21 protein-coding genes and 1 tRNA gene are annotated in these 26512 nt (G+C 32.4%); 11 read left to right on the forward strand and 11 right to left on the reverse strand.

Features of this window, described 5'->3' with window-relative positions; translation table 11 throughout:
• Positions 1 to 54 precede the first annotated feature (54 nt).
• From ACVC3Y_RS06885 to ACVC3Y_RS06905, 5 genes are all read right to left on the reverse strand, one after another.
• Positions 55 to 3267, reverse strand: a complete 3213-nt coding sequence (locus ACVC3Y_RS06885) for a type I restriction endonuclease subunit R (RefSeq protein WP_452226475.1) — start codon at positions 3265 to 3267, stop codon at positions 55 to 57.
• A gap of 6 nt (positions 3268 to 3273) precedes the next feature.
• A complete protein-coding gene (locus tag ACVC3Y_RS06890) occupies positions 3274 to 4557 on the reverse strand; it encodes a 5-methylcytosine restriction system specificity protein McrC (protein ID WP_452226476.1) in 1284 nt (427 codons plus the stop codon).
• Positions 4547 to 6541 (reverse strand): McrB family protein, encoded by a 1995-nt coding sequence (locus tag ACVC3Y_RS06895; protein WP_452226477.1) that lies wholly within the window; start codon positions 6539 to 6541, stop codon positions 4547 to 4549. Before ACVC3Y_RS06895 ends, ACVC3Y_RS06890 begins: the two co-directional genes overlap by 11 nt.
• A gap of 272 nt (positions 6542 to 6813) precedes the next feature.
• Positions 6814 to 8061: a restriction endonuclease subunit S gene (locus ACVC3Y_RS06900; protein WP_452226478.1), complete on the reverse strand. Its 1248-nt coding sequence runs from the start codon at positions 8059 to 8061 to the stop codon at positions 6814 to 6816.
• On the reverse strand, positions 8058 to 9650 hold the full coding sequence (locus ACVC3Y_RS06905; protein WP_452226479.1) for an N-6 DNA methylase: 1593 nt from the start codon (positions 9648 to 9650) through the stop codon (positions 8058 to 8060). The genes ACVC3Y_RS06900 and ACVC3Y_RS06905 overlap by 4 nt, the downstream gene beginning before the upstream one ends.
• A 482-nt stretch (positions 9651 to 10132) precedes the next feature.
• Here ACVC3Y_RS06905 and msrB point away from each other — a divergent pair, with 482 nt between their 5' ends.
• From msrB to ACVC3Y_RS06945, 8 genes are all read left to right on the forward strand, one after another.
• Complete coding sequence (msrB, locus tag ACVC3Y_RS06910; RefSeq protein WP_303424137.1) at positions 10133 to 10594, forward strand: peptide-methionine (R)-S-oxide reductase MsrB; 462 nt, start codon at positions 10133 to 10135, stop codon at positions 10592 to 10594.
• On the forward strand, positions 10584 to 11123 hold the full coding sequence (gene msrA, locus ACVC3Y_RS06915) for a peptide-methionine (S)-S-oxide reductase MsrA (protein ID WP_303424136.1): 540 nt from the start codon (positions 10584 to 10586) through the stop codon (positions 11121 to 11123). The genes msrB and msrA overlap by 11 nt, the downstream gene beginning before the upstream one ends.
• A gap of 27 nt (positions 11124 to 11150) precedes the next feature.
• Positions 11151 to 12713: a protein adenylyltransferase SelO gene (locus ACVC3Y_RS06920; RefSeq protein WP_452226480.1), complete on the forward strand. Its 1563-nt coding sequence runs from the start codon at positions 11151 to 11153 to the stop codon at positions 12711 to 12713.
• A gap of 50 nt (positions 12714 to 12763) precedes the next feature.
• Entirely contained in the window at positions 12764 to 13729 is a 966-nt protein-coding gene (locus ACVC3Y_RS06925) for an aldo/keto reductase (protein WP_452226481.1), read from the forward strand.
• Positions 13730 to 13837: 108 nt separating this feature from the next.
• On the forward strand, positions 13838 to 14623 hold the full coding sequence (locus ACVC3Y_RS06930) for a DUF3108 domain-containing protein (RefSeq protein ID WP_303424134.1): 786 nt from the start codon (positions 13838 to 13840) through the stop codon (positions 14621 to 14623).
• A gap of 5 nt (positions 14624 to 14628) precedes the next feature.
• A complete protein-coding gene (locus ACVC3Y_RS06935; RefSeq protein ID WP_303424133.1) occupies positions 14629 to 14958 on the forward strand; it encodes an FUSC family protein in 330 nt (109 codons plus the stop codon).
• A gap of 49 nt (positions 14959 to 15007) precedes the next feature.
• Positions 15008 to 16045, forward strand: a complete 1038-nt coding sequence (locus ACVC3Y_RS06940) for a M28 family peptidase (protein ID WP_452226482.1) — start codon at positions 15008 to 15010, stop codon at positions 16043 to 16045.
• Positions 16046 to 16171: 126 nt separating this feature from the next.
• Positions 16172 to 17722 carry a M28 family peptidase gene (locus ACVC3Y_RS06945; RefSeq protein WP_303424131.1) on the forward strand — a complete coding sequence of 517 codons (1551 nt, stop codon included), beginning with the start codon at positions 16172 to 16174 and terminating at the stop codon, positions 17720 to 17722.
• A 157-nt stretch (positions 17723 to 17879) separates the two neighbouring features.
• On the opposite strand, the gene ACVC3Y_RS06950 is transcribed toward ACVC3Y_RS06945, so the two are convergent.
• From ACVC3Y_RS06950 to bshB1, 3 genes are all read right to left on the reverse strand, one after another.
• On the reverse strand, positions 17880 to 18359 hold the full coding sequence (locus ACVC3Y_RS06950; RefSeq protein ID WP_303424130.1) for a hypothetical protein: 480 nt from the start codon (positions 18357 to 18359) through the stop codon (positions 17880 to 17882).
• Between the two features lie 90 nt (positions 18360 to 18449).
• Positions 18450 to 18525 (reverse strand) — tRNA-His (locus ACVC3Y_RS06955).
• A 491-nt stretch (positions 18526 to 19016) separates the two neighbouring features.
• The gene (bshB1, locus tag ACVC3Y_RS06960; RefSeq protein WP_303424129.1) at positions 19017 to 19733 is read right to left on the reverse strand and encodes a bacillithiol biosynthesis deacetylase BshB1; all 717 of its coding nucleotides are present in this window, start codon (positions 19731 to 19733) and stop codon (positions 19017 to 19019) included.
• A gap of 237 nt (positions 19734 to 19970) precedes the next feature.
• Here bshB1 and ACVC3Y_RS06965 point away from each other — a divergent pair, with 237 nt between their 5' ends.
• Genes ACVC3Y_RS06965 through ACVC3Y_RS06975 form a run of 3 tightly spaced genes read left to right on the forward strand, consistent with a single transcriptional unit; the run spans position 19971 to position 24196 of the window.
• Entirely contained in the window at positions 19971 to 21800 is a 1830-nt protein-coding gene (locus tag ACVC3Y_RS06965) for an SLC13 family permease (protein ID WP_452226483.1), read from the forward strand.
• 38 nt (positions 21801 to 21838) lie between these two features.
• Complete coding sequence (gene pckA, locus ACVC3Y_RS06970) at positions 21839 to 23449, forward strand: phosphoenolpyruvate carboxykinase (ATP) (RefSeq protein ID WP_303424127.1); 1611 nt, start codon at positions 21839 to 21841, stop codon at positions 23447 to 23449.
• A 48-nt stretch (positions 23450 to 23497) separates the two neighbouring features.
• A complete protein-coding gene (locus ACVC3Y_RS06975) occupies positions 23498 to 24196 on the forward strand; it encodes a DUF2490 domain-containing protein (protein ID WP_452226484.1) in 699 nt (232 codons plus the stop codon).
• A 19-nt stretch (positions 24197 to 24215) separates the two neighbouring features.
• Here the strand turns inward: ACVC3Y_RS06975 and rlmF are convergent, their stop codons facing one another.
• From rlmF to ACVC3Y_RS06990, 3 genes are read right to left on the reverse strand one after another with little or no spacing between them, the layout of a single operon-like run.
• Positions 24216 to 25106, reverse strand: coding sequence for a 23S rRNA (adenine(1618)-N(6))-methyltransferase RlmF (gene rlmF / locus ACVC3Y_RS06980; RefSeq protein WP_303424125.1), 891 nt, complete (start codon positions 25104 to 25106; stop codon positions 24216 to 24218).
• Between the two features lie 10 nt (positions 25107 to 25116).
• Positions 25117 to 26265 (reverse strand): trans-sulfuration enzyme family protein, encoded by a 1149-nt coding sequence (locus ACVC3Y_RS06985; RefSeq protein ID WP_452226485.1) that lies wholly within the window; start codon positions 26263 to 26265, stop codon positions 25117 to 25119.
• A gap of 33 nt (positions 26266 to 26298) precedes the next feature.
• Positions 26299 to 26448 (reverse strand): hypothetical protein, encoded by a 150-nt coding sequence (locus tag ACVC3Y_RS06990; protein WP_303424123.1) that lies wholly within the window; start codon positions 26446 to 26448, stop codon positions 26299 to 26301.
• Between the last annotated feature and the right edge of the window lie 64 nt (positions 26449 to 26512).

Consider the following 26512-nt stretch of genomic DNA (forward strand, 5'->3'; position numbering starts at 1 on the left):
GTCTTTATTTTTTTCAATTACTCGCTTTTATATAAAAATACTTTTAAACTTTATCTAACTCGCCTTTTGATTATATACACTCTTACTATTTCCATAATAGTTTGTGTAAATATGTTGATATACATTTGCTGTTTTAATTCCCACTTCCTCATCTGAATAATAGTCTTGAGGCAAGTATAAAAGGTTATCATAAATAGTACTTTTTACTTGTGCTTTTATTTGTCTACTCTCTCTCCAATTATCAATTTTTAATTTTTCAGTTTTCAAAGTTTCTAACGTTTTTGCAGCTACTTTTTTCACTTCTTTTAATTCTTTATTTGAAAGCTCTTTTCCTTCTTTCAATAAATCAAATATAGCAAGTGTTTCTTGATCTTTTACGTTCTCTCTAACCACACGTTGCTCTTCAAAAGATAGATCCTTAATAAAGTTGTTTAAATTATCAAACGTCTTAACAGTATCCTCTAGGCTTTTTCCTTTATTGTATTCCTCAATAATTTCTTTATAACGTTCATAAAACTCAATTCGTAATGGGTTTTCTTTTAACATTTGCTCTAATTGCTTTTCTATAGCTTCTTGCAAATTAAACACTAATGTGTTTTTACGAGGTGTTTTAGCAAAAGCTGCTTTTAACTTATCAAAATCTAAAGAGGACAAGTCAACATACACATCTTCTTCATCTTCATTGACTCCTTTATCCTGAATTACAACACTATCACTTACTATGGATTGCAATTCCATAATAATTTGCGTGACATCTGCTGACTTTACATTTTGATTTAAAGCGGTATAAATAGCTTCAATTGCATTGAAATCTTTAACATGCTTCTTTAATTTATCACTAGGAAATAATGCTTTGTACTTTCTAAATACATTTCTTGCCATCATTTCAAAAGTTGTTCGTGTAGTTTCATTTAAACACACACAATCTGTAGCGTTTTTAATTTTTGCAATTTTAGACATTGGTTTTGCATCCTTTAAGTCTTGAAGTAAAAAATTAAGTTCTTTTAGATAAGCTTTTACATCTTTAATAGCTTGTTTTAATTCTATTTCTACATCTTCTAAAGGCTCAACAGGTTTACCAGGTTTTCCTTTACTTCCACCAGACTTACCTCCTTCTCCATATATTGAATACGCATGCTCTAATTGTTTGTACACATTTCCATAATCTACAATTAAACCGTTTTCTTTTTCATCATCATACACACGATTGGCTCTTGCAATGGTTTGCATGAGTGTGTGTCCTTTTATAGGTTTATCTAGATAGACCGTTGAGACACAAGGTGCATCAAAACCAGTAATCCACATAGCACAAACTATGGCTAATCTAAATGGATTCTCTTCATCTTTAAATTCTTTTTCTAAATTACGCTCCACCATTTTTCTACGATGCACTTCAATATCTAAATCCATTTTCTTGAATTTATCTACTTCGTTTTGCTCGCTACTTACTACTACACAAACTTCGGTTTCTTTAACCTTGGCGTATTTACGTTTTAGTTCTTGCTCTTCCTGTTGGTCTTCTGCATTTTTAATACGTTCTTCTAATTCTTTTAGATATTCTGGCCAATAACCTTGAATCATCTCATACATTCTAACTGCCGTTGGCTTATCTAAAGCTACATACATTGCCTTTCCTTGATACCCTCTTTCGTTAAAATGCCAGACTAAATCCTTTGCAATTGCTTCTAGTCTTGGTTGCGCTGTAAGAATTGGATAATTTCGACTAAACAGATATTCTAATTTCTTCTTTTTGTCGTCATCTAGATCTTCATTTTCAAAAACGACAGCCATTTGCTCATCCAATTCTGGATTAGTAATGTCTAGTTTTTCGCCTCTATTTAAATAACGTAGTGGTAAAGTTGCCTCATCTTCAATGGCTCGCTTAAAATCGTAAACCGATACATACTCACCAAAGATGTTTTTGGTTAGCTCTTCCTCTTCTTTGATGATTGGCGTTCCTGTAAACCCTAAATAGGATGCATTAGGCAAACCATGAAAACGCATGTTTCTTGCGTAGGTTCCCGATTGTGTTCTGTGCGCTTCATCACTAATTACAATAACATTTTTACGGTTTGTAATTAATGGATATTCGCTTTCTAGTTTTGGATCTATGGAAAACTTATGAATCAAGGAAAACACATACCTATGATTTTCAGACAACAACTCACGTAAATGCTCACGACCAGTCATCCCTTTCTTTTTACCTGCAATACAGTTTTTATCATTTACTGCTCCAACACCAGAAAAAGTATCATATAACTGATTTTCTAATTCCGTTCTATCCACAGCAATTAAAAAAGTATAAGAGCCTCCTAATTTTCTATGAATCTTTTCACATAAAAACACCATAGAATACGACTTTCCAGAACCTTGCGTATGCCAAAACACACCCAATTTACCTTCTAAATCTTCTATATTATTAACATTTTCTATGACTTTATTTACACCAATGTATTGGTGGTTTTTTGCCATTAATTTCACTACATCACCTTCAGAATCATCAAATAACAAATAGTTTTCAAAAATATCCATTAAACGATGCTTGTCGCAAGTTCCACGTAACATGGTATCCAGACTTACTTCGCCTTCTTCATCTTCTTCTATACGTTTCCAGTCTAAAAAGTATTTATATTTACTAGTTATGGTACCAACTTTTGCATCTAAACCATTACTTAAAATAACAAATCCGTTATTATGAAACACCTGTGGAATGGCATCTTTATAATCTTTTAGGTTATCGTTATATGCATGACGTAAATCTTGATGATGTGCTTTTAACTCAAAAAACACTAAGGGAATCCCATTTACAAAACCAATAACATCTGGTCGTCTTAAATACAATTCTCCTAGAACTTCTAATTGACGTACCGCTAGAAAATGATTATCTTGATACTTATTAAAATTAAAAACCTTTAGCTTGGTTTTAATCAATTCTCCTTTATCATTAGTATAACTTATGGGAACACCATTTTTAAGTAAATTGCTTTTTTCTTTATTTATGCTCCCTAAGGTTTGATCGGCTACGTTTTGAGTGATTCTATCTACAGCTTGCTGATAGGCTAACTCGGGATGGTCTGGATTTAATTTTTTAAGTGCTTGGAATAAGTAGCGCGTTAACACTACTTCACTTTTATCTTCTCTACCCAATAAACCGTTGTCTCCAAAAGATTCTTTATGCCAAGCAGAAACTACTGTCCAACCCAATTGTTCTAAAACATCTTGGGTTGCGTTTTCTATTAAACCGTCTTCTGAATATTCGTAGCTCATAGTTTATTATTTTACTAATGGTAGTTTAATACCAAGTTTATAAACATCATAATAATGCTCAATATCTTTTTCTTTTAAATCTGCACTTAATAAATTATCTAACCCATTTTGGTCTGGATGAATTATTAAACAATCTATAACTTCACCTTGTTTTTTATTTAAAGCATCATAAACCTTTTTTAAACGTGCATAACCACTCACCTGTCTTATATCTTCGTCATGTTTGCCATTTAAATATTTAAGCTTGTACTTCGCGTCTATAACCATTTGATAGTCTTCATTGTTTAAAAGGTAATCTAACTCGTTACCATAATGTTTAAATTGAAATTTAACCTGATTATGAAATCTATCTTTTAATAATCCTAACACATACAACTCAAACAATTTGGTCATGTCTATCCAAAAAGGTGGAGATTGTACTGTTTCCTTTATTGTATTAGAAATATTATAACCAAAACGTTTTAAAATAAGCTTTGCTAAGTATAAAGCTTGCTCATACTCTTTATAAAACACATTGGTTTTAGTATGCTTAATCTCGGTAATTTCAATTTTATCTGATACTTGCGTAAAAGCAGGATTTATATAATTAAATGTGTTTTGTAACTCCTTATGGTTTGTTATTTGTGGATAGGTTGGTAAATAGCGTTTTATAAATTGTAACGCTTTTTTCAATAACCTGTTTTCCTTATTATTTATGCCAAACTCATCAAAACTACAGTAGGTATATAAATTTTTATTTTTAACTAGATTCTGTTTTATGGTTTTTGAGACTTGTACTTTCCCTTTTACTCTACCTTGTAAATTGTGTTCTACTTTGTAGTACGATTTTTTTAAACCCTTTCTAACAATTTGTTTTAATAAACTTAAAAATTCTACTACTAGAAATGGTGTGAGTAAATCTTGTTGTTGTGAAATCTCAATGGTTGGTTGATCCCATTTTACAACAAATAATTCTTCTATATCTTTTGTAACTGCATCGTGTTTTAAAGATGCAAGTAGCATACTAATAAAATCTACCTCTTGCGTGTGTTTATTTAGTTTTGGTGCAACATACAAAGCCGATTTATTTGTCACTATCCAATCTAAACCAATAAAATAGTCTGTCTTTATTTTATACTGATTAGTCTCTTCGTCTATTTTATTAATTTCAAAACAAGGTAAACTAACATCGTTACCACGATGATTTTTTTCAAAGATTCTCTGATAACTTTTTTTTACAAAATCACTAGAATCATCAAGACTTAAAATAGCATTTTCATGCTCTAAATATGTTAATAGATTAACACTCAAATTCTGAAATTTCTTTAATTAGTTCTTTTGCTGTTTCTAGTAGCAAACCATCTTTTACGTACTCGTTTAGTATTGGAAGTATTTCGTAGTCTAGTTTTAATTTTAATTGTTCAGATTCGGGTAAATCACTTTTTTTATCCATTAAAAAATAACTATGCCCTAAGTGCACATCTTTCTTGTCAAAATCTGAAGCTAAATATGTATCTGTAAACAGCTCACTTACTTTATTAAACAGTTCTTTAGCTTTCACATTAGTAATTACCTCTACATTAGATAATACATCTATAAAAGCAAAACGTCGTTTTATGGCATAATCTATATGGCCAACACTTCTATCAGCAGTATTCATAGTCCCAATAATATATAGATTTTCTGGAATAGTTATGCTTGTATCATTATCTATGGTATAGATACTATTAACAGACTCTCCTCTATACTCTAAAGCATAAATAAGTTCTCCTAAAACTGAAGGTAGATTTGCTCTATTTATTTCGTCTATAATTAATACATAGTTTTTAAGCTGTGGCTTTTCTAATGTTTTATTAGATACATTTTTTAATTGCTGACTAAAATCCTTTTTAAATAATTCCAGCACTTTAAAAAAATATGAAGAGTGCTGTCTTGCTAATCCTGAAACATTCTCCAGTTTCTTAAAATCTTGTTTAGAGTTTACATTTTCTAAAATTGCGGTAACCAAGTCTTTATACTTCATGCGTTGACTTGTTTTCCATTTCCCAGTGTATCTAAAAGCATCCTCTTCTACAGCTATAACAGAAACAGCTTCAGTTATTTTATATTCTTCAACTTCATCAATTTTATCTTGAATAGTTTCAGAAAATTCTATTAATAAATCTTTAATACTTTCTTCTTTAGAATAATCTAAAACATCTTTTTTACTAGCTATTAAATTAGCATTCGCTTCTTCTGCTAATAATGCTAAAGTTTTATTCTCTGTCTCATAACTAATATGTTCTCCCTCGCTTTTTGCCGAAATACCTCTTACAAAATCTTCATAAGTGTATGATGGATGAAATTGCACTAACGTATAATTAGGTTTAAAACCTAATGAATTTGAACCAACTAATTGGTCTGCAATCTTTTTTGCGGTATAGGTTTTACCAGTTCCTGGAGGACCTTGTAAAATAATTTGTTTTTTATGTTTTAAAATTTTTATATACTCGTTTAGTTCATTCATTTCTTTATCATTTGAGAAGAAATCATTTAAATATTCTATCTGTTTTTTAAACTCTGGTAATGTAACATCAATAAGGTCATTCCAATTTTTAGGAAATGTACTATCTACAGGTATTTTCCAGTTATTTTCTTTTTGAAACTTATCTCGAAACTTATTGAATTTATTATTTATATCTGAAAAATTAACATCTATATCTAAACCAAATTCAAACTTAGACCTAAAACCATGAAACGTTAATTTTACAAAAATAGAATTACCTAAATCTTCAAATTTACTTGGTAAAAAACCTACTAATATGTATTCTTTTAAAACAAATCCTTTTCCTTGACCAGCCATTTTATTCGGCTTTTCATTATAATTATTTTTTAAGTCTACTCCTAGTTTTTGTGATAATTGTCCTGCTAAATATTGTAGTTTTCCCCTTGTGTCGAAATACAATTTTGCTCCTTGATTATTTGAATCATATTTTTTACCAATATCATTTTTATAATTATCTAATTTAACGAAATCAAAATACTCCATTTTATGATTTAAATCTATAACAGGGTAGCCCGTAATTTGTTCTAGATTTAATCTATAATGTGCATTACTACTAAAATCATTTGCAGTTAATTTTACACCAATCAATTTTGCCGCTTCCGTAATTAACAACTTAAATGGATAATTTTTCCCATTAATAGTAACAGCATATTTTGTCCCTTTTCTTCCAGATGGTATTCCATCTCTATCTATTTCTACAACTGCTTTATCAATAAGCTCCTTTGTTACAAAATCAAGTTTTTGGTTCATATTATGTTTAACTCTAGTCCAAGAGTTTTATTAAAGTATTTATTTCTTTTAATTTTCGTTGTCCCATTAGACAATAGTTATTGATTTCTATTTCTCTATAACCACTAATATATAGATTACGATATAGTATTTCGTAATTAATAATTTCGAGTACTGTTCTTAAATTCTCTACTTCAATTTCTAATTCTGTAATTCTTTGTTTAATTTTATTTTTCATATTTATTGTTTATTATAAATATGTGAGAATAAACCAAAAATCAATTTATTTTAAATTATTTTCCATAATTACTATTCTCCTCCGCAACCATACCTAACTGCTCATCTACCTCCAAACCATCAACATTTATCATCCCACTCATTAAACGTGGCAACAAAATATCGCGTGCTTCTTTTAAATGTTGGTTTTGGACTCTTAAATTATCTGAAACCATAATTAAATCATTTGAAAAACTAGAATAATAAGAAAGTAAATCTTCAGAAGGCACTTTTACCTTTATATTCATCATAGCTGAATTAGTTAATTGTGGTTGTGCAGAACCAGAACAATATCTAGTTAAATCTAAATGTTTCAAAAACTCTTGAGTATAGCTAATCGAAAGATTTTTTATACTTTCCTTAGGTTTTACTACGAATGAATTATTAGTTATAAAACTATAATTCTCATAAGTTCTATGAACTTCTCCACTTCCGTTTCCTCTACTAGTAACTAGAATAACTTTTTGATGACAATTTGGTTTTTCATAGAAACCCATAACTCCTGAAGCTCCATAAACTTTATGTTCTCCTTCTTTTTTAATCTTTGTTTGTGGTAAATTCTTACCATATTTAATATCGTATAAATCTGTGAGCTTAGCTAAATTCCACCCAACAGGCAACCCACTAACCTCATCAAACTCCACATTCTCATAACCAGGAAATTTAAAACGTACAAACCACTCTTCATAGGTTTGTTGCGCTTGTTCTTCTAATAATTTTATGCGTTTGAGGTTGTTTTCTATTAAATCATCATAAGCAGATAAAATAGATGCTATTTTGCGTTGGGTTTCAATTTCAGGAAAATCCATTTCAAAACTCTTAATTCCTCCTATGGGAATCCTCATTTGGTTTGCAGCTCCTTTACCTCTTTGCTGTATAAAATGTTGAAATAATTGAGATTTACATAAATAACCTAAATAACGTTGATCAATAACGTTTTCATTTTTAGATCTAAGACATAAGGCATTTTGATTTAATAATAAACCAACAGCATCTTTTGGTACAGTAATACATCTTCCTGCAGCCGAATTTACAAGTGATGGATGCGAACCAACAGTTGCTATTACAATGTCATGTAATTTTAATTGATTCTTTTTATACTTATCAAAACTACTTTCTTGCAAATAACTCAAGTCATTATAAGAGATAGTAGCTTTATCAAAATTTGAAACTTTCAAAACAGGATAGCCAGAATCTGCATATTCACTTGCTGTCCAACTTCCACCATTTATAAATGTGCAATTATCTTCTAAATTCAATCTCATAACTTAACAGATTGAATTTGTTCCATTAAACTAATGGCTTCGGTGTTTAGTTGTGCTAATTCGGTATGGATTTCTGTCATACGTGTTTTGTAGTCAAAATCCATATCAATAGCTATCTTTACACCAACGTAGCGTCCTGGTGTTAGGCTGTAGTCTTGTTCTATAATTTCTTCTAGACTGGCTATTTTACATAAGCCTTCTACGTCTTGGTATTTGTTGTTTGGGAAGTGTTCTGCTAACCAAGCGTTCTCGACTGCGCTCGAACTGACAGCTTTAGGGTTATTGGTTCTAAAGGCATTCATAATTGCAGTTAAACCTTCTAGTTGGTCATCACTAAAGTCGTTAATGGTTGTGCTTACTTTTCTGTACACATTACGTGCATCTATCATTAAGACTTTGTCTTTGTTTTCTTTCTTTTTCCCTTTGTTAAAAAACCAAACATGACATGGTAAACTACGTGTGTAAAAAAAGTTGTTGCTTATGGCTACAATACATTCTACGTCGCCTGTTTCTATAAGTTTTTGACGGATTAGCTTTTCGGCATTTCCTGCATCAGTTGCAGAACTTGCCATGACAAAACCTGCGCGTCCTGTTTCATTTAAATACGAATGGAAATATTGCATCCATAAATAGTTACCATTGCTTATGGTGCCTTTTCCTGTTAATGGTGCGCCAAAGGGTAAACGATCATCATCTGCTAGAAACTTATTTTTGGCATCAATTTTATCGACATTAAATGGTGGGTTTGCCATTACAAAATCGCACTTTCCTGTTAAATGATGTGGATTATTGTAAAAGCTATTGGCTTCTATAATTTTACCTTCTATACCATGTATGGCAAGGTTCATTTTTGCTAAACGTGTGTTGTTGCTTTTTAACTCTGTACCATAAACGGTTATGGCTTCGTTTACATTTTTATGTTCGTGGTCTTCTACAAAATGTGCAGTTTGCACAAACATACCACCAGAACCACAAGCGGGATCGTGTACTATTCCGTGATTGGGTTGTATAAAGTTAACGATTAGGTTTACTAAAGATGGTGGCGTAAAAAACTCGCCTCCTTCTTGTGCACCTGCGCCTTGCATAGAGAATTTCATTAAGAAAAACTCGTAAATACGACCAAACACATCCCCTTTTGCATTTTTTACAGCGTCTTTGTTAAAGACACGTACCAAATCGCGCAATAGTTTTTCATCAAACTCTTGGTAGCTTTTTGGTAGAATACCTTCAAGGTCTGGATATTCCGCTTCAATAAGCTTCATGGCATTGTTAATGGCTTCTGCTATGTTTTCGCCTTCTGGTAAATCTGCTAAGTAATCGTATTTAGCTTTTTCGGCAATAAACATCGCTCCTGCGCCTGCATAATCGCCTTTATTGGCTTCTCGTTTTTTACCTGTTCTCGGATTTATTGGTAGCTTTTTTTCTACTTCAATTTTAGCATCCTCAAAACGGTTTTGAGCAAAACGTAGTAATACTAAACCTAATAATGGGTCTTTGTATTCGCCTGCGGTAAGTTTAGAATTTGCTCTTAGGTCGTCGGCAGCATCCCAAAGTTCGGTTTCTAATTGTTTTATATTGTCGTGAGTCATTAAATTTAATGGTTTAAAAACTTATAAATAGTATTATACATTTAATTACTAATAGAAATGATTTAGTAAAAGTAATTCATTTCACTATTAGCTTAAAGGGAGAATCTAAATATATAACCTTTTTAAAAAAGGAAGATGTATATCCTCGAAAAATAATTTGGTTAACCAATACAAATATTAACAACAATTGACTATCAACTACTTAAACGCTTGCCTTAATAAAAAAAAGTAAACCAAACTGCTAGCTTTTTTCATCTTAGTACATAATTATTTTACAAAGCTAAAAACAGTTATATTTTTCTAAGCTAGATGCTTTTTTAAAGCATTCCTTACAGAAAACCGTAAGCCACGTTTTTTTTTCACTATAATTTTTTTATTGCCTATTGTATTTCTATTTTTCCTGTAAGGTTTTTAATAAAAATACGTCAAAAAATGTATCTTTAAAAGCATATTAATAATCTAACAAAGAAAGGAACTACATTATGCTTACTTGGAAACATGTAATTAATTATACCGTAAACGGAAACCCTACTCCAGACCAACGCGTAGAAAAAACCGAAAACGAATGGAAGACGTTACTTACGCCAGAACAATTTAAAATTACCAGACTAAAAGGAACGGAAGCGCCGCATAGTGGTGCACTTTGTAGTATTTATGACGAAGGACAATACAATTGCATTTGTTGCAACACGCCTTTATTCGACTCTACAATTAAGTTTACCTCTGGAACTGGTTGGCCTAGTTTTACACAGCCCATACAAGAAAATGCCATTAAATACGAAAAAGATACTGCTTTTGGTATGGTTCGCGTAGAGGTACTATGCAATACTTGCGATGCGCATTTAGGGCATATTTTTCCCGATGGACCAGCACCTAGCGGTTTGCGCTATTGTATTAACTCGGCATCTATGCAATTAGAGAAAGGAATTACTAATGAAAGCTAAAAACCTACAATTAGCCACTGTTGGTGGTGGTTGTTTTTGGTGTACCGAAGCGGTATTTCAAGAAGTAAAAGGTATAGAAAAAGTAATCTCTGGATATGCTGGCGGAACGGTTCCTGGACACCCAACGTATCGCGAAATATGTTCCGGACTTACAGGTCATGCCGAAGTAATACAAATTACTTTTGATGCGCATGTGATTTCTTACGAAGAGATTTTGGTTATTTTTATGACCACTCACGATCCTACAACTTTAAACCAACAAGGTGCCGATCGTGGTACGCAATACCGATCGGTTATTTTTTATCACAACGAAGTACAAGCAGCTATTGCACATGAGGTTACTAAAGCTATTGCTAGGTATTACGAAAACCCTATTGTAACCGAAATAAGCCCTGCTCCTACTTTTTATGCTGCCGACAAAGAACATCAGGATTATTACAAAAATAATAAAGAACAAGGGTATTGCAGTTTTGTTATTGCTCCAAAATTAGCAAAACTAAGAAGGCTCTATTCCGATAAATTAAAATAGGAACCCCATTAAGTAGCACGTAAAATAATGAACCTAAAAATAAAAGATACATTTACTAGCCAATTGCCAGCAGATGCGATACTGGAAAACACAAGAAGACAGGTGGAAAAGGCTTGCTTTTCTTACGTAACCCCAAAGCAAACTGCAAATCCAGAAATGCTTCATGTTTCTCCCGAAATGCTTAAAGCTTTAGGGCTAACAGCAGCAGATGCTAAAAGCGAAACTTTTTTAAATGTATTTACTGGTAATAGTGTTTTACCAAACACAAAACCCTTTGCGATGTGTTATGGCGGACATCAATTTGGACATTGGGCAGGACAATTAGGTGATGGTCGTGCTATTAATTTAACAGAAATAGAACACAATAATAAACATTGGGCACTGCAACTAAAAGGCGCAGGAGAAACACCATATTCCCGTACAGCAGATGGTTTGGCGGTTTTGCGTTCTTCGGTTCGCGAGTATCTATGTAGCGAAGCCATGTTTCATTTAGGCGTGCCAACTACCAGAGCTTTATCGTTAGCAGTATCTGGAGATGCCGTTTTAAGAGATATGCTGTATGATGGTAATGCTGCCTACGAAAAAGGTGCTATTGTTTGTCGTGTTGCGCATAGTTTTTTACGTTTTGGGAATTTTCAAATACTAGCCGCTAGACAAGATAAAGAGACCTTAAAAACCTTAGTAGATTATACCATAAAAAATCATTTTTCACACTTGGGAGCACCTAGTAAGGAAACCTATTTGCAATTTTTTGAAAGCGTATTTAATAATACTCTTGAAATGCTAATACATTGGCAACGTGTTGGTTTTGTGCATGGTGTAATGAATACCGATAATATGTCTATTCTTGGACTTACCATAGATTATGGTCCGTATGGTTGGCTAGAAGGTTATGATGCCCATTGGACACCAAACACCACAGACAATCAACATAAAAGGTATCGTTTTGGTGCACAGTTAGAGATTGGTTTGTGGAATTTGTTTCAGCTTGCAAATGCCTTATATCTTTTAATAGAAGAAGCAGAAGGACTAGAAAACATTTTAAATACCTATAATCAAAAGGCTGCAGACCAATACATAGCTATGATGCGTAGTAAATTAGGTTTGTTTTTAGAAGAAGATACAGACGTAGAATTAATTTTTACTTTAGAAGAAATACTTCAACTTACCGAAACAGATATGACAATCTTTTTTAGAAATTTAAGTGATTTTTCGGCAAAGAAACCTTCGGAAGGATTGCAAATTATACAGGATGCTTTTTATGTACCCAACGAAGTTTCCGATAGTATTCGACAAAAATGGAATCTTTGGTTTACCGACTATGCGAAACGCCTTGAAAAAGAACGCATTTCTTCAGAAGAAAGAAAACAAAAAATGCATCAGGTGAATCCTAAATATGTGCTTCGTAATTATATGGCACAATTAGCAATTGACGCTGCAAACAAAGGAGATTACCAATTAATAGACGATTTATTTCAGCTACTAAAAAAACCTTATGACGCACAACCAGAAAACGAAAAATGGTTTGCAAAACGTCCCGATTGGGCAAGGCATAAAGTTGGCTGTTCGATGTTATCTTGTAGTTCGTAATACATTTAACATACAAAACATACAAATTGCCAGTGGGTTACACCGAAGGCATGATAACCATAAAAATAAATACAATGTTAGGACTTGGTACTGCTGCATTAGGAAGACCGCAATATATTAATATACGAAAGGATAAAAACTTAAATCCAAGTTTAGAATCCTTTAGACAAGACAGCTTTAATACACTTGAAAAAGCATACCAATTAGGTATTCGCTATTTTGATACTGCTCCGGGATACGGCTTAGCGGAAGATGTATTATTGGAATGGTTACAAACCAAAGAAGACGAAACCATTACTGTAGCTACCAAATGGGGCTATACATACGTTGCCAATTTTGATGCAAATGCAAAAGTTCATGAGGTAAAAGAACATAGCCTAGAAAAGTTAAATGCGCAATGGCAAGTTTCTAATGCATTTCTTCCGCATCTAAAACTGTATCAAATCCATTCGGCTACTTTAGAAACTGGAGTCTTAAATAATGTTGCCGTTTTAAACCGATTGGCATTTTTAAAAAAGGAACATCCAATAGAGATTGGGATTACAACCACTGGAAGTAACCAGTTAGAAGTATTACAAAAAGCAATGGACGTTACTATAGAAGGTACACCATTGTTTGATGCGTTTCAGGTTACTTATAATGTTTTAGATCAAAGTTTAGAAACCATGTGTAATACGTTAGCAAAACAAGGCAAAAAAATAATTATAAAAGAAGCCTTAGCGAATGGTAGGGTTTTTAAAAACAGCAATTATAAGCACTACTCTAAACTATACAATACTTTAGAAAAATTAGCAATAAAATACCATGTTGGTATAGATGCAATAGCTTTAAAATTTTGCCAACAAAATATTAAGAAAAGTATTGTTTTAAGTGGCGCATCGAATACAGAACAGTTAATTTCTAACCTACAAGCAAATAAAATCACCTTATTGGAAGAAGAATTAAATAGCTTAAAAAAATTAAAAATAGCCCCTGTTGCTTATTGGCAAGAAAGAAAACAACTGCCTTGGAATTAAATAATTAGTATGTGGATTAAAAAATAAAATTCGAAAAAAGAAGTTAAGGTATAAGCTTCGGCATAATTAATGTTACAAACTTGTATATTTGAAAAATTTTTAGAATTTATGAAAAAAATAATCACGCTCCTTTTGCTAACCTTAAGCGCAACTACATTTGCACAAAACAATGCATTTCAAGCTGGCGAAAAACTTAGTTTTACAGCTGCTTATAATATGTCTGGTTTACTAACAGACCTTGCCGAAGTTCGTATGGAAACTAGCGAAGTAAAGACTTCGAAAGCCACATTATTACGTCTAAAATGTACAGCAACTACGTATAGCAAATGGGATAATTTTTTTAAAATTAGAGACATCTACGAAAGTTATGTTAACCCTAAAACCTTAACCCCTTATTTATACCAAAGAGATATTGATGAAGGTGGTCATTATAAATTTGTGAAGTATACTTTTAACCATAAAACAAATACAGTAAAAAGCCTAAGAAGACAAAAAAGTAAGAACTTTGCATCTGGTTTTTGGGACAGAAATGAGGAAGTGAAAATTAATTCGGGAACCAAAGATTTAGTAACCACTATTTACCATATTAGAAATTTAGATATCCATAAAGCTCCAATTGGAGCAACAGATTCTTTTACTGTATTATTTGATAATGAGGAAACAAAAATATCGTTTACGCTTTTAGGAAAAGAAACCATTAGTACCAACATTGGAAATAAAGAATGCTACAAATTAGCAATTCGCATTCATGGTAGCGACGTTTTAAAAGGAAATAATGCGAATCTACTTTGGCTAACTGCAGACGAAAATAAAATACCAGTTTACGCAAAATTTAGAGTAGCAGTTGGTAGTGGAGAATTAAAAATAAAATCTGCAACAGGTTTAAAAAACTAAAAACTATGAGAAAGTTATTTATCATTCTAGGGTTAATTGCAGCCATAATTGCAGTGGTTTTATCTGCTTTACCATTATTCAACATTGCGTTTATTCCTGCAATAGCCGCTTTATTGTTTGGCTTGATCGCCTTTTACTTATCTAAAAAGGAAAACGAATCTAAAAAAACAGTACAATTAATATTTTTACTAACCATAATCTCTTTATGTTTAAGCACTTACAAATCTGTTTTTAGCGAAGCTGAAATTGGAAATACAGAAGCACTAGAAGTACGCGAACAAGAAGCAGAAGATAATGCCATTGAAGCATTAGAAGGTATCGATTTATCGGAATAAATCATTATCAAATTTTGTATATATTTGAGGCTCAAAAAAATGGATGTTTATGAAGATGTACTTTTTACTATCTGCTTTTATTTTAGTTGGTTCTTGTGCTGAAACTAAATATGCTACAAAAATTGAAAACCTAAAAGGAAATATAACTATTGTTGATAGTACTTTAGTGAAAAAATATGCAGCAACCATTACTGCTGCAGCGTTAAAAGAAAATTTATACCAATTTGCATCTACCAATTTTGAAGGTCGTGCAACAGGAGAAGAAGGTCAGAAAAAAGCCGCTAATTTTTTAGTCGATTTTTATAAATCGCACAACATAGCATCTCCTATTGCAGATTCTACCTACTTTCAACACATACCTAAATCCTTTTTACCAGAAGGAATACATGCTTCGGAAAACGCATTAGCATATATTAAAGGAAGTGAAAAGCCTGATGAAGTTCTTATTATTTCTGGGCATTTTGACCATTTAGGTATAGAAAATGAAGAAATACATTTTGGTGCAGACGATAATGGTTCTGGATCTACCGCAATACTAGAAATAGCACAAGCCTTTAAAATAGCAGAACAAGACGGATTTAAACCTAAAAGAAGTATTCTTTTTTTACACCTTACTGCCGAAGAAATTGGACTACAAGGCTCTCTATACTATACCAAAAACCCAATATTTAAACTAGAGAACACCATTGCGAACTTAAATATTGATATGATTGGAAGAGTAGATAGAACTCATAAGGAAAATCCAAACTATATTTATATTATTGGTGCAGATAGGCTTAGTAAAGAATTACATTATATTAATGAATCTGTAAATACTATCACCACGAATTTAAATTTAGAGTATAAGTATAACGAAGAAACCGACAGTAACAGATACTATTACCGAAGCGATCATTATAACTTTGCGAAACATAATATTCCTGTAATTTTTTATTTTAATGGCGAACATGAAGACTACCATAAGCCTACAGATACTGCAGATAAAATAAACTATCCCCTACTAGAAAAAAGAGCACAGCTTATTTTTGCTACCGCATGGCAACTAGCCAATCAAGAAAACAAGCTATTAATGAATACCGATTTTTAATACTCCCTGTTAAAATTTATATAAAGCGTATATTTACTTAATCTATTATTTTACTTTTTCGTAATATAGTAGATTAGATTTTTTTACTAACCAACAAACGAACACCTTCATTAAAAATACAATCTTATGAAAAAATTGTTTTTCCTTTTTGGTATTTCTACTATTTTCTTTTCTTGTGGAACTTCGCAAAACAAAACAGCTACAACAAGCACAAAAACGGTAGATGTTACTACCTATGCAAACAGCATAACTTCGGCAGAACTAAAAGAGGCACTTTACACCTATGCTTCTGATGACTTTGAAGGTAGAAATACTGGAGACCCAGGACAAAAGAAAGCCGTAGAATATTTAAAAAACCACTATATAAACATAGGAGTTCCTTCGGCTTTACCAGATAACGACTACTTTCAAGAAGTACCATTACAAACATTAAAAACTCCTAAGATTGATTTATTAGTAAACGGAAAATCATTCACAAATATTGATGACTATGTATCTGTTCTCTCTAGCCCAGATGGTACATTAGATGCAAAAGAAATAATCTATGTTGGCTATGGTATTGATGATGAAAAATTTTCCAGTTATACAGATCTAGATGTGCAAAACAAAGTCGTTCTTTTTAAAGCAGGAGAACCAAAAAACACAGATGGAACCTATACTATTTCTGGAACTAGTGAAACTTCAAAATGGTCTAATCTTAGACAAGAGTTTGTTGCAAAACGAGAAGCTGCAGAGAAAAAAGGAGCAAAAGCAGTAATATTTTATAATGCAAATGCTTACGATTTTGTTGCGAGAAGATTTGGAGGAAGTCATGGAAGAATGTCTCTACAAGAAGCACCAAACAATCTATATTACTTTGTTATAAATACCAATTTAGCAAAAACGATACATAGTACAATTGATACTTCAGATAAAACAGAAACACTAAACAGCGCAATAGAATTTACGTATAAAAATGATTCCAATGGTTTCGAATCGGAAAACGTAGTCGCAATAATTAAAGGAAGTGAAAAGCCAGAAGAATACATTGTAGTTTCAGCACATTTAGACCATGAAGGAATAAAAGATGGTGAGATTTATAATGGTGCAGACGACGATGGCTCTGGTACCGTAGCCATGTTAGAAATTGCAGAAGCATTTCAAAACGCAGTAAAAAACGGTCAAGGACCAAAACGTTCTATCGTATTTTTACATGTAACTGGAGAAGAAAAAGGCCTACTAGGATCTAAATATTACACAGACGTAGACCCAATTTTCCCTTTAGCAAATACGGTTGCCGATTTAAATATAGACATGATTGGTCGTACAGATCCGAAACGCGAAAAAACCAACAGAAACTATCTTTACCTTATTGGTAGCGATAAATTAAGTACCGAATTACACAACATTTCAGAAGAAATGAATACCAAATATTGCAACATCGATTTAGACTACACCTTTAATGATGACAACGATCCAAACCGTTTTTATTACAGAAGTGACCACTATAACTTTGCAAAAAACAACATTCCAGTAATCTTTTATTTTAATGGTACGCACGACGATTATCACAAACCAAGCGATACCCCAGACAAAATTGAGTACGACTTATTAGAAAACAGAACACGACTAATATTTTACACCGCTTGGGAGTTAGCAAATCGTGAAAATAGAATAACTGTAGATAAGGCAAATTAAAAGTTGGGCGTTACCCAAAGGGTCGCGCTATCCGCTTAAATCTTTTTGTACCAAAAAGGATAACGCTACTATCGCTAACGCAAAAAAAGGAGCTATAAAATGTATTTTATAGCTCCTTTTTTAATTTCTCTTTCTATTTTTTTATTTCTCCAAAAAACTAAAACTGCATTGCCAATCCAATTCCAGTAGTATTTGCTATAATTTTATATTCCGGTTTAAACCTATTTAAAGAAGTAGTCTTTAGACTTTCATTATATAATGTAACTGCTTTTTTTGCATCTTTATTAGCACTAGCCCCAATAGGAATAGCTACAATAGCCAATCCTGCTCCAATACCAGCAAGCACCCAATTAGGATCCCCGCCACTAATTGCTTCACCAATAGGCCAACCAATTAAAGCACCTCCAGAAAAACTAATAACCGATGCAAAAACACTTTTAGATTTTGCATTCTTCATTAAGTGTAATACTTCTGCATTAGATGCTATTTTATCTACTAATTCATTAAGCCCTAACTTATTACCATCTTCATAAAACACATAGCCCACAAAGGAATGTTTTTTAAAAGAGATTTCTTGTGCATTACAATAGGAGATTGAAATGAAAGCAAGTAGTAAGATTATAGTTATTTTCTTCATCGTATTAAAATAAGGATTCTTTTTTATCAAAACTATGCAATTATTACAAACAAAAAAAGCTCCTCTTGTAAAAGAGAAGCTTTTGCTTTTGGGTGAAAGACGGGATTCGAACCCGCGACCCTCGGTACCACAAACCGATGCTCTAACCAGCTGAGCTACAATCACCATGTTTTTTATTTTAAAACTTTAAAAAAGTTTCTCAAAAGGTGTGCTCTAACCAACTAAGACTACAACAACCTGTTTTATTTTAAAACTTTATAAAAGTTTCTCAAAAGGAATGCTCTAACCAAATAAGACTATAACAACCTGTTTTATTTTAAAACTTTAAAAAAGTTTCTCAAAAGGAATACTCTAACCAACTAAGACTACAACAACCTGTTTTATTTTAAAACTTTATAAAAGTTTCTAAAAAGGAATGCTCTAACCAACTAAGACTATAACAACCTGTTTTATTTTAAAACTTTATAAAAGTTTCTAAAAAGGAATGCTCTAACCAACTAAGACTACAACAACCTGTTTTATTTTAAAACTTTATAAAAGTTTCTAAAAAAGAAGTGCCTAACCTAACGAAAAGACCCACCTTATAACATTCTTTAAGAATGCGAGTGCAAATGTAAATTATTTAGTAATTACTGCAAAGATTTTTTTAAAAAATTATTACTTTAAATCAAATAAACTTTCCACAGCAGCATAACGCTCTGTGGTAAAGCCTTCTGCATGCCCTACCCCTATTAATCTTCCTAAGTCTCTTGCTCTATAATCTACACTATCGGTAAAATTTCTACTAGAAATGGGGGTTTCTGGCTCTTTACTATTGGCGTCAAAAAACTGAGTACGATATGCTAAAACAGATGCCATTTTAGTATCTATAAAACCAGAAATATCAACAACAAAGTCTGGCTCTATATTCTTCCATTGTATATAGTGGTATACTTGCTTTGGTCTCCATTGTTTTTGTTTGCTTCCGTCTACTTCGGTTTCAATCTTTATTAGTCCGCTTAAAAAGCAAGCATCACTAACCAGCTGGCTTCCTTTGCCATGATCTATATGTCTATCATCTATGGCATTAGAAAGAATAATGTCTGGCTGATATTTACGTATCATTTTAATAATCTCCAGCTGATGTTGCCTGTTATTTATAAAAAAACCATCTGCAAAACCAAGATTTTCACGCACGGTTACCCCTAAAATTTTTGCTGCATTTGTTGCTTCTTGCTTTCTAGTTGCTGCGGTACCTCGAGTACCTAATTCTCCACGAGTTAAATCTATAATCCCAACGGTTTTTCCGTTTTTTATTTCTTTTGCTATTGTGCCTCCACAACCTAATTCTACATCATCTGGATGTGCACCAAAAGCTAATATATCTAGTTTCATATGTGTTTTTAGTTTTCTAAACATCAAAAATATTAAAAAGAAGACAGATAATCGCTTTCTTTTTAACTAGCAATCATTATTCCTTGAAATAAATTAAAGAATTCTTAATAAAGAGCAGTCAAAATTGTAAAACTGGTAATACTTCGAAGTATGATAATAATCATAAATATTATCTTCTAATGGCTATACCTTTAATCCACAACTTAATACAATGAACTTTTAGTAATTATGACATTAATGATTATAATTCTTATTATCACCATCGCCTTATTTATTTGGGGCAAATTTACACCAGATATTATCGCATTATTATCTATGTTAAGTTTATTTCTTTTTGGTATTTTAAATTTAACAGAAACACTAAGCGGATTTAGTAATCCAACTGTTATTATGATTGCCGCTCTATTTATTATTGGAGAAGGATTATCGCAAACGGGATGGACAGCATTGGCTGGTGAAAAGTTTATAAAAATGGCTGGTAAAAGCAAAACGAAACTTTTACTAATAACCACATTAGGTTCTGGGCTACTTTCTGGAGTCGTAAGTAATACAGGAACAGTAGCAACACTAATGCCAGTAACTATTTCTTCTGCTTGGAGCATTGGCACATTGCCCTCTAAATTATTAATGCCTGTTGCCTTTGGTTCTAATACCGGAGGCTTATTAACACTAACTGGTACACCTCCTAATATTATAGTAAATAATGCAATGATGGAAAGCGGACTTGAAGGTTTTTCTTTCTTTGAATTTAGTTTAATAGGTATCCCCTTGTTACTAATAACTCTTCTGTACTTTAAATTTATAGGACATAAACTCTTACCAGATAACAAAACAAATAACAAACCTGTAGATATAAGCAATACACTTTATAAATGGATTGAAGCTTATAAAGTAGATGGTGAATATTACCGGTTAAGAGTAAGATCTGTATCGCCATTATTAAATACAAAATTAGGCGATTGGGATTTTGAAAATAAATACGGGGTATCTATACTTCGTATTAAGAGAAGACATCCTAACCGTCTTAAAGGAAATGACCCTTTTATTGAACTTCCAACGGAGAATACAGAATTTCTGTATCATGATATTATAACAGTAAAGGGAGAAACGCAAGCGATAAATGCTTTAATGATTAGTTTAAGACTAGGGCTACTACCTTTAAAATCCATTACTAATGAACTAAGAACCAATTTAATTAACAGAGAAGTTGGCATGACGGAAATATTGGTAACGCCGCAATCTTCTTTAGTTGGAAAGCAAATTAAATCTATTCGCTTTTTTGATAGATACAATGTACAATTAATGGCTGCTTCTCGTCACTCAACACCACTAACAGAGCCAGAAATTACGGTAAGATCGGGAGATTCCTTTTTAATTAGAGGAGAATGGAGTGCTATTGACGATTTAAAAAAACATCATGAACATATAGTAATTTGTGGGAGCCCAGAAGGCATGATTAAAACCGTAACTAATATCACCCTTAAATCGTATATCGCACTATTCGCACTCCTGTTAATGATTGTTTTATTAGTATTTAAACTTGTACCTGGTTCCATTGCTGCATTAATTTCTGCGGGGATTGTATTAATCACTGGCTGTGTTCCAATGGCAAAAGCATATAAAGGTATTAGTTGGGTGAGTGTTATTATGATTGCTGCGATGATACCTATGGGAGTTGCTTTACAAAAAACTGGAACAGCAGAACTAATAGCCAATGGACTTGTTAACACTTTAGGAGCTTTACATCCAATTGTATTGCTAGGAGGTATTTTTTTATTAACCACCTCCTTTAGTCAGGTTATTAATAATTCAGCGACAGCAGTACTAATGGCGCCTATTGCAATTCTTACCGCAAATTCTTTAAACCTTTCTGCTGCTCCATTTATGATTATAGTTGCAATTAGTGCATCCACCGCATTTTTAACACCAGTTGGCACAACTACGAATGCTATGGTAATGACGGCTGGCGGATATAAATTTATGGATTACTTAAAAGTAGGAGTTCCATTGCTACTACTCTTTCTAATAACATCATTAATACTAGTGCCATTATTTTGGCCTTTTTAATATTTAACATCTTGAACAACACATTAAAACAACAGATTATGAAAACAAGAGACCTAACAAAGTACGGAATAAAAGACACCAATGCACATTGGAATCTTTCCCCTGAAAAACTACAAGCCATTACTATTGAAAAAGGAATGGGTAAAGAAACCGCTAATGGAACATTAGCTATTAATACAGGAAAATATACTGGACGTTCTCCTCAAGATCGTTTTATTGTAAAGGATGATTATACCAAAGATCGTGTTTGGTGGGGAAAAACAAACAAACCAATCTCTCCTGAAAATTTCGAATATTTACAATCGGAAATCACAAAATACCTCAGCGGTAAAGAAATCTATGTAAGAGATGCATATGTATGTGCAGCCCCAGAATATAAAACAAATGTGAGAACTGTTACCGAATATCCTTGGTCTAACATGTTCACCTACAATATGTTTTTACGTTCTGATGCATCAGAATTAGAAAATTTCAAAGAAGACTGGTTGGTACTTTGCGCTCCTGGATACGAAGCAAAAGACCCTAAATCTATTGGATTGCGTCAAGGGAATTTTTCCATACTTAATTTTTCAAAAAAAATAGCTTTAATTGGAGGATCTGGATATACTGGAGAAATAAAGAAAGGTATTTTCTCTTCTTTAAACTTTATTCTGCCTGTTGAAAAGAACGTTTTACCTATGCACTGTTCTGCTAATGTTGGTGAAGCTGGCGATACGGCTATTTTCTTTGGATTATCTGGCACAGGAAAAACAACATTATCTGCTGACCCTAACCGTAAACTAATTGGTGATGATGAACATGGTTGGACAGCCGATAATAACATCTTTAATTTTGAAGGCGGATGTTATGCTAAAGTTATTGATCTTTCTGAAGAAAAAGAACCAGATATATTTAGAGCAATTAAACCTGGAGCAATTCTTGAAAATGTAGTTTTTAAAGACGATGGTACTATAGATTATATGGATAGTAGTATCACACAAAATACACGTGTAAGCTACCCTATTTATCATATTGACAATATTCAAAAACCATCTTATGCTAAGAATCCTACAAATATATTTTTCTTAACTGCAGATGCTTTTGGTGTATTACCACCAGTATCTAAATTAACTCCAGGTCAAGCAGCATATCACTTTATTTCAGGATATACTGCTAAAGTTGCAGGAACAGAAGCTGGTATCACAGAACCAGTACCTTCTTTCTCTGCTTGTTTTGGCGAACCATTTATGCCTTTACACCCAACCGTATATGCTGAAATGCTAAGCAAAAAAATGCAAGATGCTGGTGTTAACGTTTGGCTAATAAATACAGGCTGGAGTGGAGGTCCTTATGGCGTTGGTTCTCGAATTAAATTAAAATACACTAGAGCTATGATTACAGCTATCTTAAACGGCGATTTAGATACTGTAGATTATTCGCAACATCCCATATTTGGTTTATTCATGCCAAAAACGTGTCCGAATGTACCTGTAGCATTATTAGACCCAATGAATACTTGGACTGACAAGGGAGCTTACATTAGTAAATCGATTCAATTAGCACATTCCTTCCATTTAAATTTTGAAAAATTCGCAAGTGAAGCTTCCCAACAAATACTAGAAGGAGGCCCATTAATTGATGAGCACCATCACTTAAATGAACATATTTAATATTATCCTAATTAAAAAGAGCCCAATTCTGGGCTCTTTTATTTTTCTATGATTGTAAAAGCCAGCCAAATCGCACTACTTATTGTACTATGCATCCCAGCACAATTGTTTGCTCAAAAAACTTCTGAAGACTATTTAGGTTCTTGGTACACGCTAGGTATTAACCATAGATTTACAGAAAAATTTAGTGTAAACACCTATGGGGAACTACGTTTTTATGAACCAATTTCTAATTATAATTTAACCTTTTCCAGTTTCTCTGGAAATTATCACATAAAAAAGAAACAAACTCTTAGTGTTGCTTATGCGTATTTAGATATCGATAGTGTTTTTGATGAAGACAATCGCAACAACACGAAGGAAAACAGAATCTATGAACAATACAATTACAAGCATAAGCTTGGTATTTTTAATGTACAGCATCGTTTTAGGTTAGAGCAACGTTTTTTGCAATTAGCAGCTAAAAATGAAATGCAAAATAGATTTCGTTATCGATTTAGTTTAAAATACAACATCAATAAAACGTTATTCCTTGGTATAAAAGAAGAACCTTTTGTTAATTTTCAGGATCAAGCTTTTCATGAAAATCGTTTTTTTATTGGAGCAGGTTTCCATCTATTTAAAAACATGCAACTACAAATGGATTATTTAAAACATCATATTAGAAAAAAGAATTTTAATCGTATTCAAATAGGAATTAGTATCCTAACCGATTACAGAAAATCTAAATCTGCTGTAAAATTGTAATTAACTTATCCCTCCCCTATTATAATAACCAATCTTTTTTATCTTCTTCGGTTAAAAAAGTCCAAGCCACTACTCGACTTATCTTATTACCAAGTTGCATATTAATTATCTTTATTTCTGTAGCTCCCAATTTTTTAAGTGATTTCTGCATCGATTTCACCAAGTCTTTATTAGAAACTAAACTTGTAAACCAAAAACAATTGTTTTTATGCAAAGCACTTTGATATAAATAGGTATGCAAAAAGGCTTTTTCTCCTCCTGCAAACCAAAGTTCACTTGCTGTTCCGCTAAAATTTCGCTGCCCTTGTTTGTCTGTATTACCAAGACCTTTTAGTTTACGTTGTGTCGCTTCGTATGCCTCTTTTTCATCTTTATAAAAAGGAGGATTACACATACTAACCATAAAAGTGTCATCCGGCTTTAAAATTCCGTTTAAAATTTGTGCCTTGTCCTTTTGGAAACGTAAAGTAATACTATCCCTTAACATATTCTCATCTATAATTCTTTGTGCATTTTTCAAGGAAGTGTTTTCAACATCTGTCCCTACAAAACGCCAATTATATGCAGCAAAACCGAGCAAAGGATAAATACAAGTTGCTCCTGTTCCAATATCTAAAACTTGAATTTTCTTTTTAAAAGTATAGGTTTTTAATAGATTAGCTAAATGGTGTATATAATCTACACGACCAGGAATTGGTGGGCATAAATGAGTATCATCAAACTCCCAATAATTAATAGAATAATAGGTTTTTAATAATGCTTTATTTAGATTTTTTACAGCTTCCGGATTAGCAAAATCTATGGTTAGTGTACCATACTTATTTGTAAAAACAAAAGGTTCTAGTTTAGGAAACCCCTTCAATAAAGCTTCAAAATCATACCCCTTAATATGCTTGTTATTTTTATGCAAAATACTTTAATTAGGAATTACTTATAGCTTGTTCAATATCATACATCAAATCCTTCTTAGATTCTATTCCGACAGAGAAACGAATTAAACCATCTTTTATACCTTGTTCTTTTCTAGCTTCGGCAGTTAATAAAGAATGAGATGTTTTAGAAGGTAATAACATGGTACTTTCTATTCCTGCTAAACTCATAGATGGTTTTATAAGTTGTAATGCCTTTAAAAATGCTTCTGCATCTATATTTTCTTTTAATTCAAAAGAGAGCATCGCACCATAACCTTTCATTTGCTTTTTAGCTATTTGATGATTTTGATGGTTTTTTAATCCAGGATAATATACTTTTTCTACTGCAGGATGTGCATCTAAAAATTTCGCTAATTTTCTAGCGTTTCGTTGTTGTGCTTTTACACGAATCGCTAAGGTTTTCATGCTACGTTCTAGCATCCAAACGGTATAATCACTTAAACTACCTCCAAGCGCAATTCCGGTTTGCCAAATGGTATCTATGTAAGCTTGCGAAGTAGCAACAGCTCCTGCGCAAATATCACTATGTCCGCCAAAATACTTGGTTGCACTGTGCACAACGATATCGATACCAAAGTCTATTGGGTTTTGAATAATTGGACTAGCAAAAGTATTATCGATTACTGATAAAATATTTTTCGATTTTGCTAAATCTGCGACTGCTTCCATATCAACTAATTTTAAAAGCGGATTAGAAGGTGTTTCAATATAAATGAGTTTCGTATTTGTTTGAATGCAATCCTTAAACGAGGTAATCTTTAAATCTTTAGTAAACGTGAATGCAATATTATAGTCTTCAAAGTGCTTTTCAATAAGATTTCTTGTTCCTCCATAAATATCATTTTGAACAACTACATGATCTCCTGATTTTAAAAACGCTAACAAAACAGTACTAATAGCAGCCATTCCAGATCCAAAAATCATTGCTGCTTCTGTATGTTCTAAGGCCGCAATTTTTTTAGACAAATATTCTTGATTTGGCGTGTTATAGTATCTTGGGTATCGCTTTACGTCTATATCCATAAACGCATAAGAAGACGATAAATACATTGGTGAAACTGCTCCTTTAAACTGTTCATCTGGTGTCTCACCAACATGTGTACAAATCGTATTTATTCCTAATTTATTGTCTTTCATTGTTATCCTATTTTAGTTACAAAATATAAGAGATTAAGCTTGCCCTTTAGATCGCTTTACAATTTCTTTTAAGCGTTCTTTTCGCAGTTCTTTTTCTTTTTTTTGTTTATTCACTTTTCTAGCGATTAACTTAGAATGTTTCGCTTTATTCTTTGTGTTTTTTTGTCCTTTAGGTTTTGGCATAAGCAAATGTAAATAATTTTTTATGGAAACATTTTAAATAAAGTAAGTACATTGCTATTAATAA

Source organism: Lacinutrix cladophorae (genome assembly GCF_053604645.1).

Bases quoted from the DNA above. Each gene is read 5' to 3' on its own strand.
- ACVC3Y_RS06930 (WP_303424134.1), top strand. From the start codon at position 13,838: ATGAAAAAAATAATCACGCTCCTTTTGCTAACCTTAAGCGCAACTACA.
- msrB (WP_303424137.1), top strand. From the start codon at position 10,133: ATGCTTACTTGGAAACATGTAATTAATTATACCGTAAACGGAAACCCT.
- pckA (WP_303424127.1), top strand. From the start codon at position 21,839: ATGAAAACAAGAGACCTAACAAAGTACGGAATAAAAGACACCAATGCA.
- ACVC3Y_RS06965 (WP_452226483.1), top strand. From the start codon at position 19,971: ATGATTATAATTCTTATTATCACCATCGCCTTATTTATTTGGGGCAAA.
- ACVC3Y_RS06940 (WP_452226482.1), top strand. From the start codon at position 15,008: ATGAAGATGTACTTTTTACTATCTGCTTTTATTTTAGTTGGTTCTTGT.
- bshB1 (WP_303424129.1), bottom strand. From the start codon at position 19,733: ATGAAACTAGATATATTAGCTTTTGGTGCACATCCAGATGATGTAGAA.
- ACVC3Y_RS06990 (WP_303424123.1), bottom strand. From the start codon at position 26,448: ATGCCAAAACCTAAAGGACAAAAAAACACAAAGAATAAAGCGAAACAT.
- ACVC3Y_RS06900 (WP_452226478.1), bottom strand. From the start codon at position 8,061: ATGAGATTGAATTTAGAAGATAATTGCACATTTATAAATGGTGGAAGT.
- ACVC3Y_RS06885 (WP_452226475.1), bottom strand. From the start codon at position 3,267: ATGAGCTACGAATATTCAGAAGACGGTTTAATAGAAAACGCAACCCAA.
- ACVC3Y_RS06950 (WP_303424130.1), bottom strand. From the start codon at position 18,359: ATGAAGAAAATAACTATAATCTTACTACTTGCTTTCATTTCAATCTCC.
- ACVC3Y_RS06905 (WP_452226479.1), bottom strand. From the start codon at position 9,650: ATGACTCACGACAATATAAAACAATTAGAAACCGAACTTTGGGATGCT.
- ACVC3Y_RS06920 (WP_452226480.1), top strand. From the start codon at position 11,151: ATGAACCTAAAAATAAAAGATACATTTACTAGCCAATTGCCAGCAGAT.
- ACVC3Y_RS06945 (WP_303424131.1), top strand. From the start codon at position 16,172: ATGAAAAAATTGTTTTTCCTTTTTGGTATTTCTACTATTTTCTTTTCT.
- ACVC3Y_RS06895 (WP_452226477.1), bottom strand. From the start codon at position 6,541: ATGAACCAAAAACTTGATTTTGTAACAAAGGAGCTTATTGATAAAGCA.
- ACVC3Y_RS06985 (WP_452226485.1), bottom strand. From the start codon at position 26,265: ATGAAAGACAATAAATTAGGAATAAATACGATTTGTACACATGTTGGT.
- ACVC3Y_RS06975 (WP_452226484.1), top strand. From the start codon at position 23,498: ATGATTGTAAAAGCCAGCCAAATCGCACTACTTATTGTACTATGCATC.
- ACVC3Y_RS06935 (WP_303424133.1), top strand. From the start codon at position 14,629: ATGAGAAAGTTATTTATCATTCTAGGGTTAATTGCAGCCATAATTGCA.
- msrA (WP_303424136.1), top strand. From the start codon at position 10,584: ATGAAAGCTAAAAACCTACAATTAGCCACTGTTGGTGGTGGTTGTTTT.
- ACVC3Y_RS06925 (WP_452226481.1), top strand. From the start codon at position 12,764: ATGATAACCATAAAAATAAATACAATGTTAGGACTTGGTACTGCTGCA.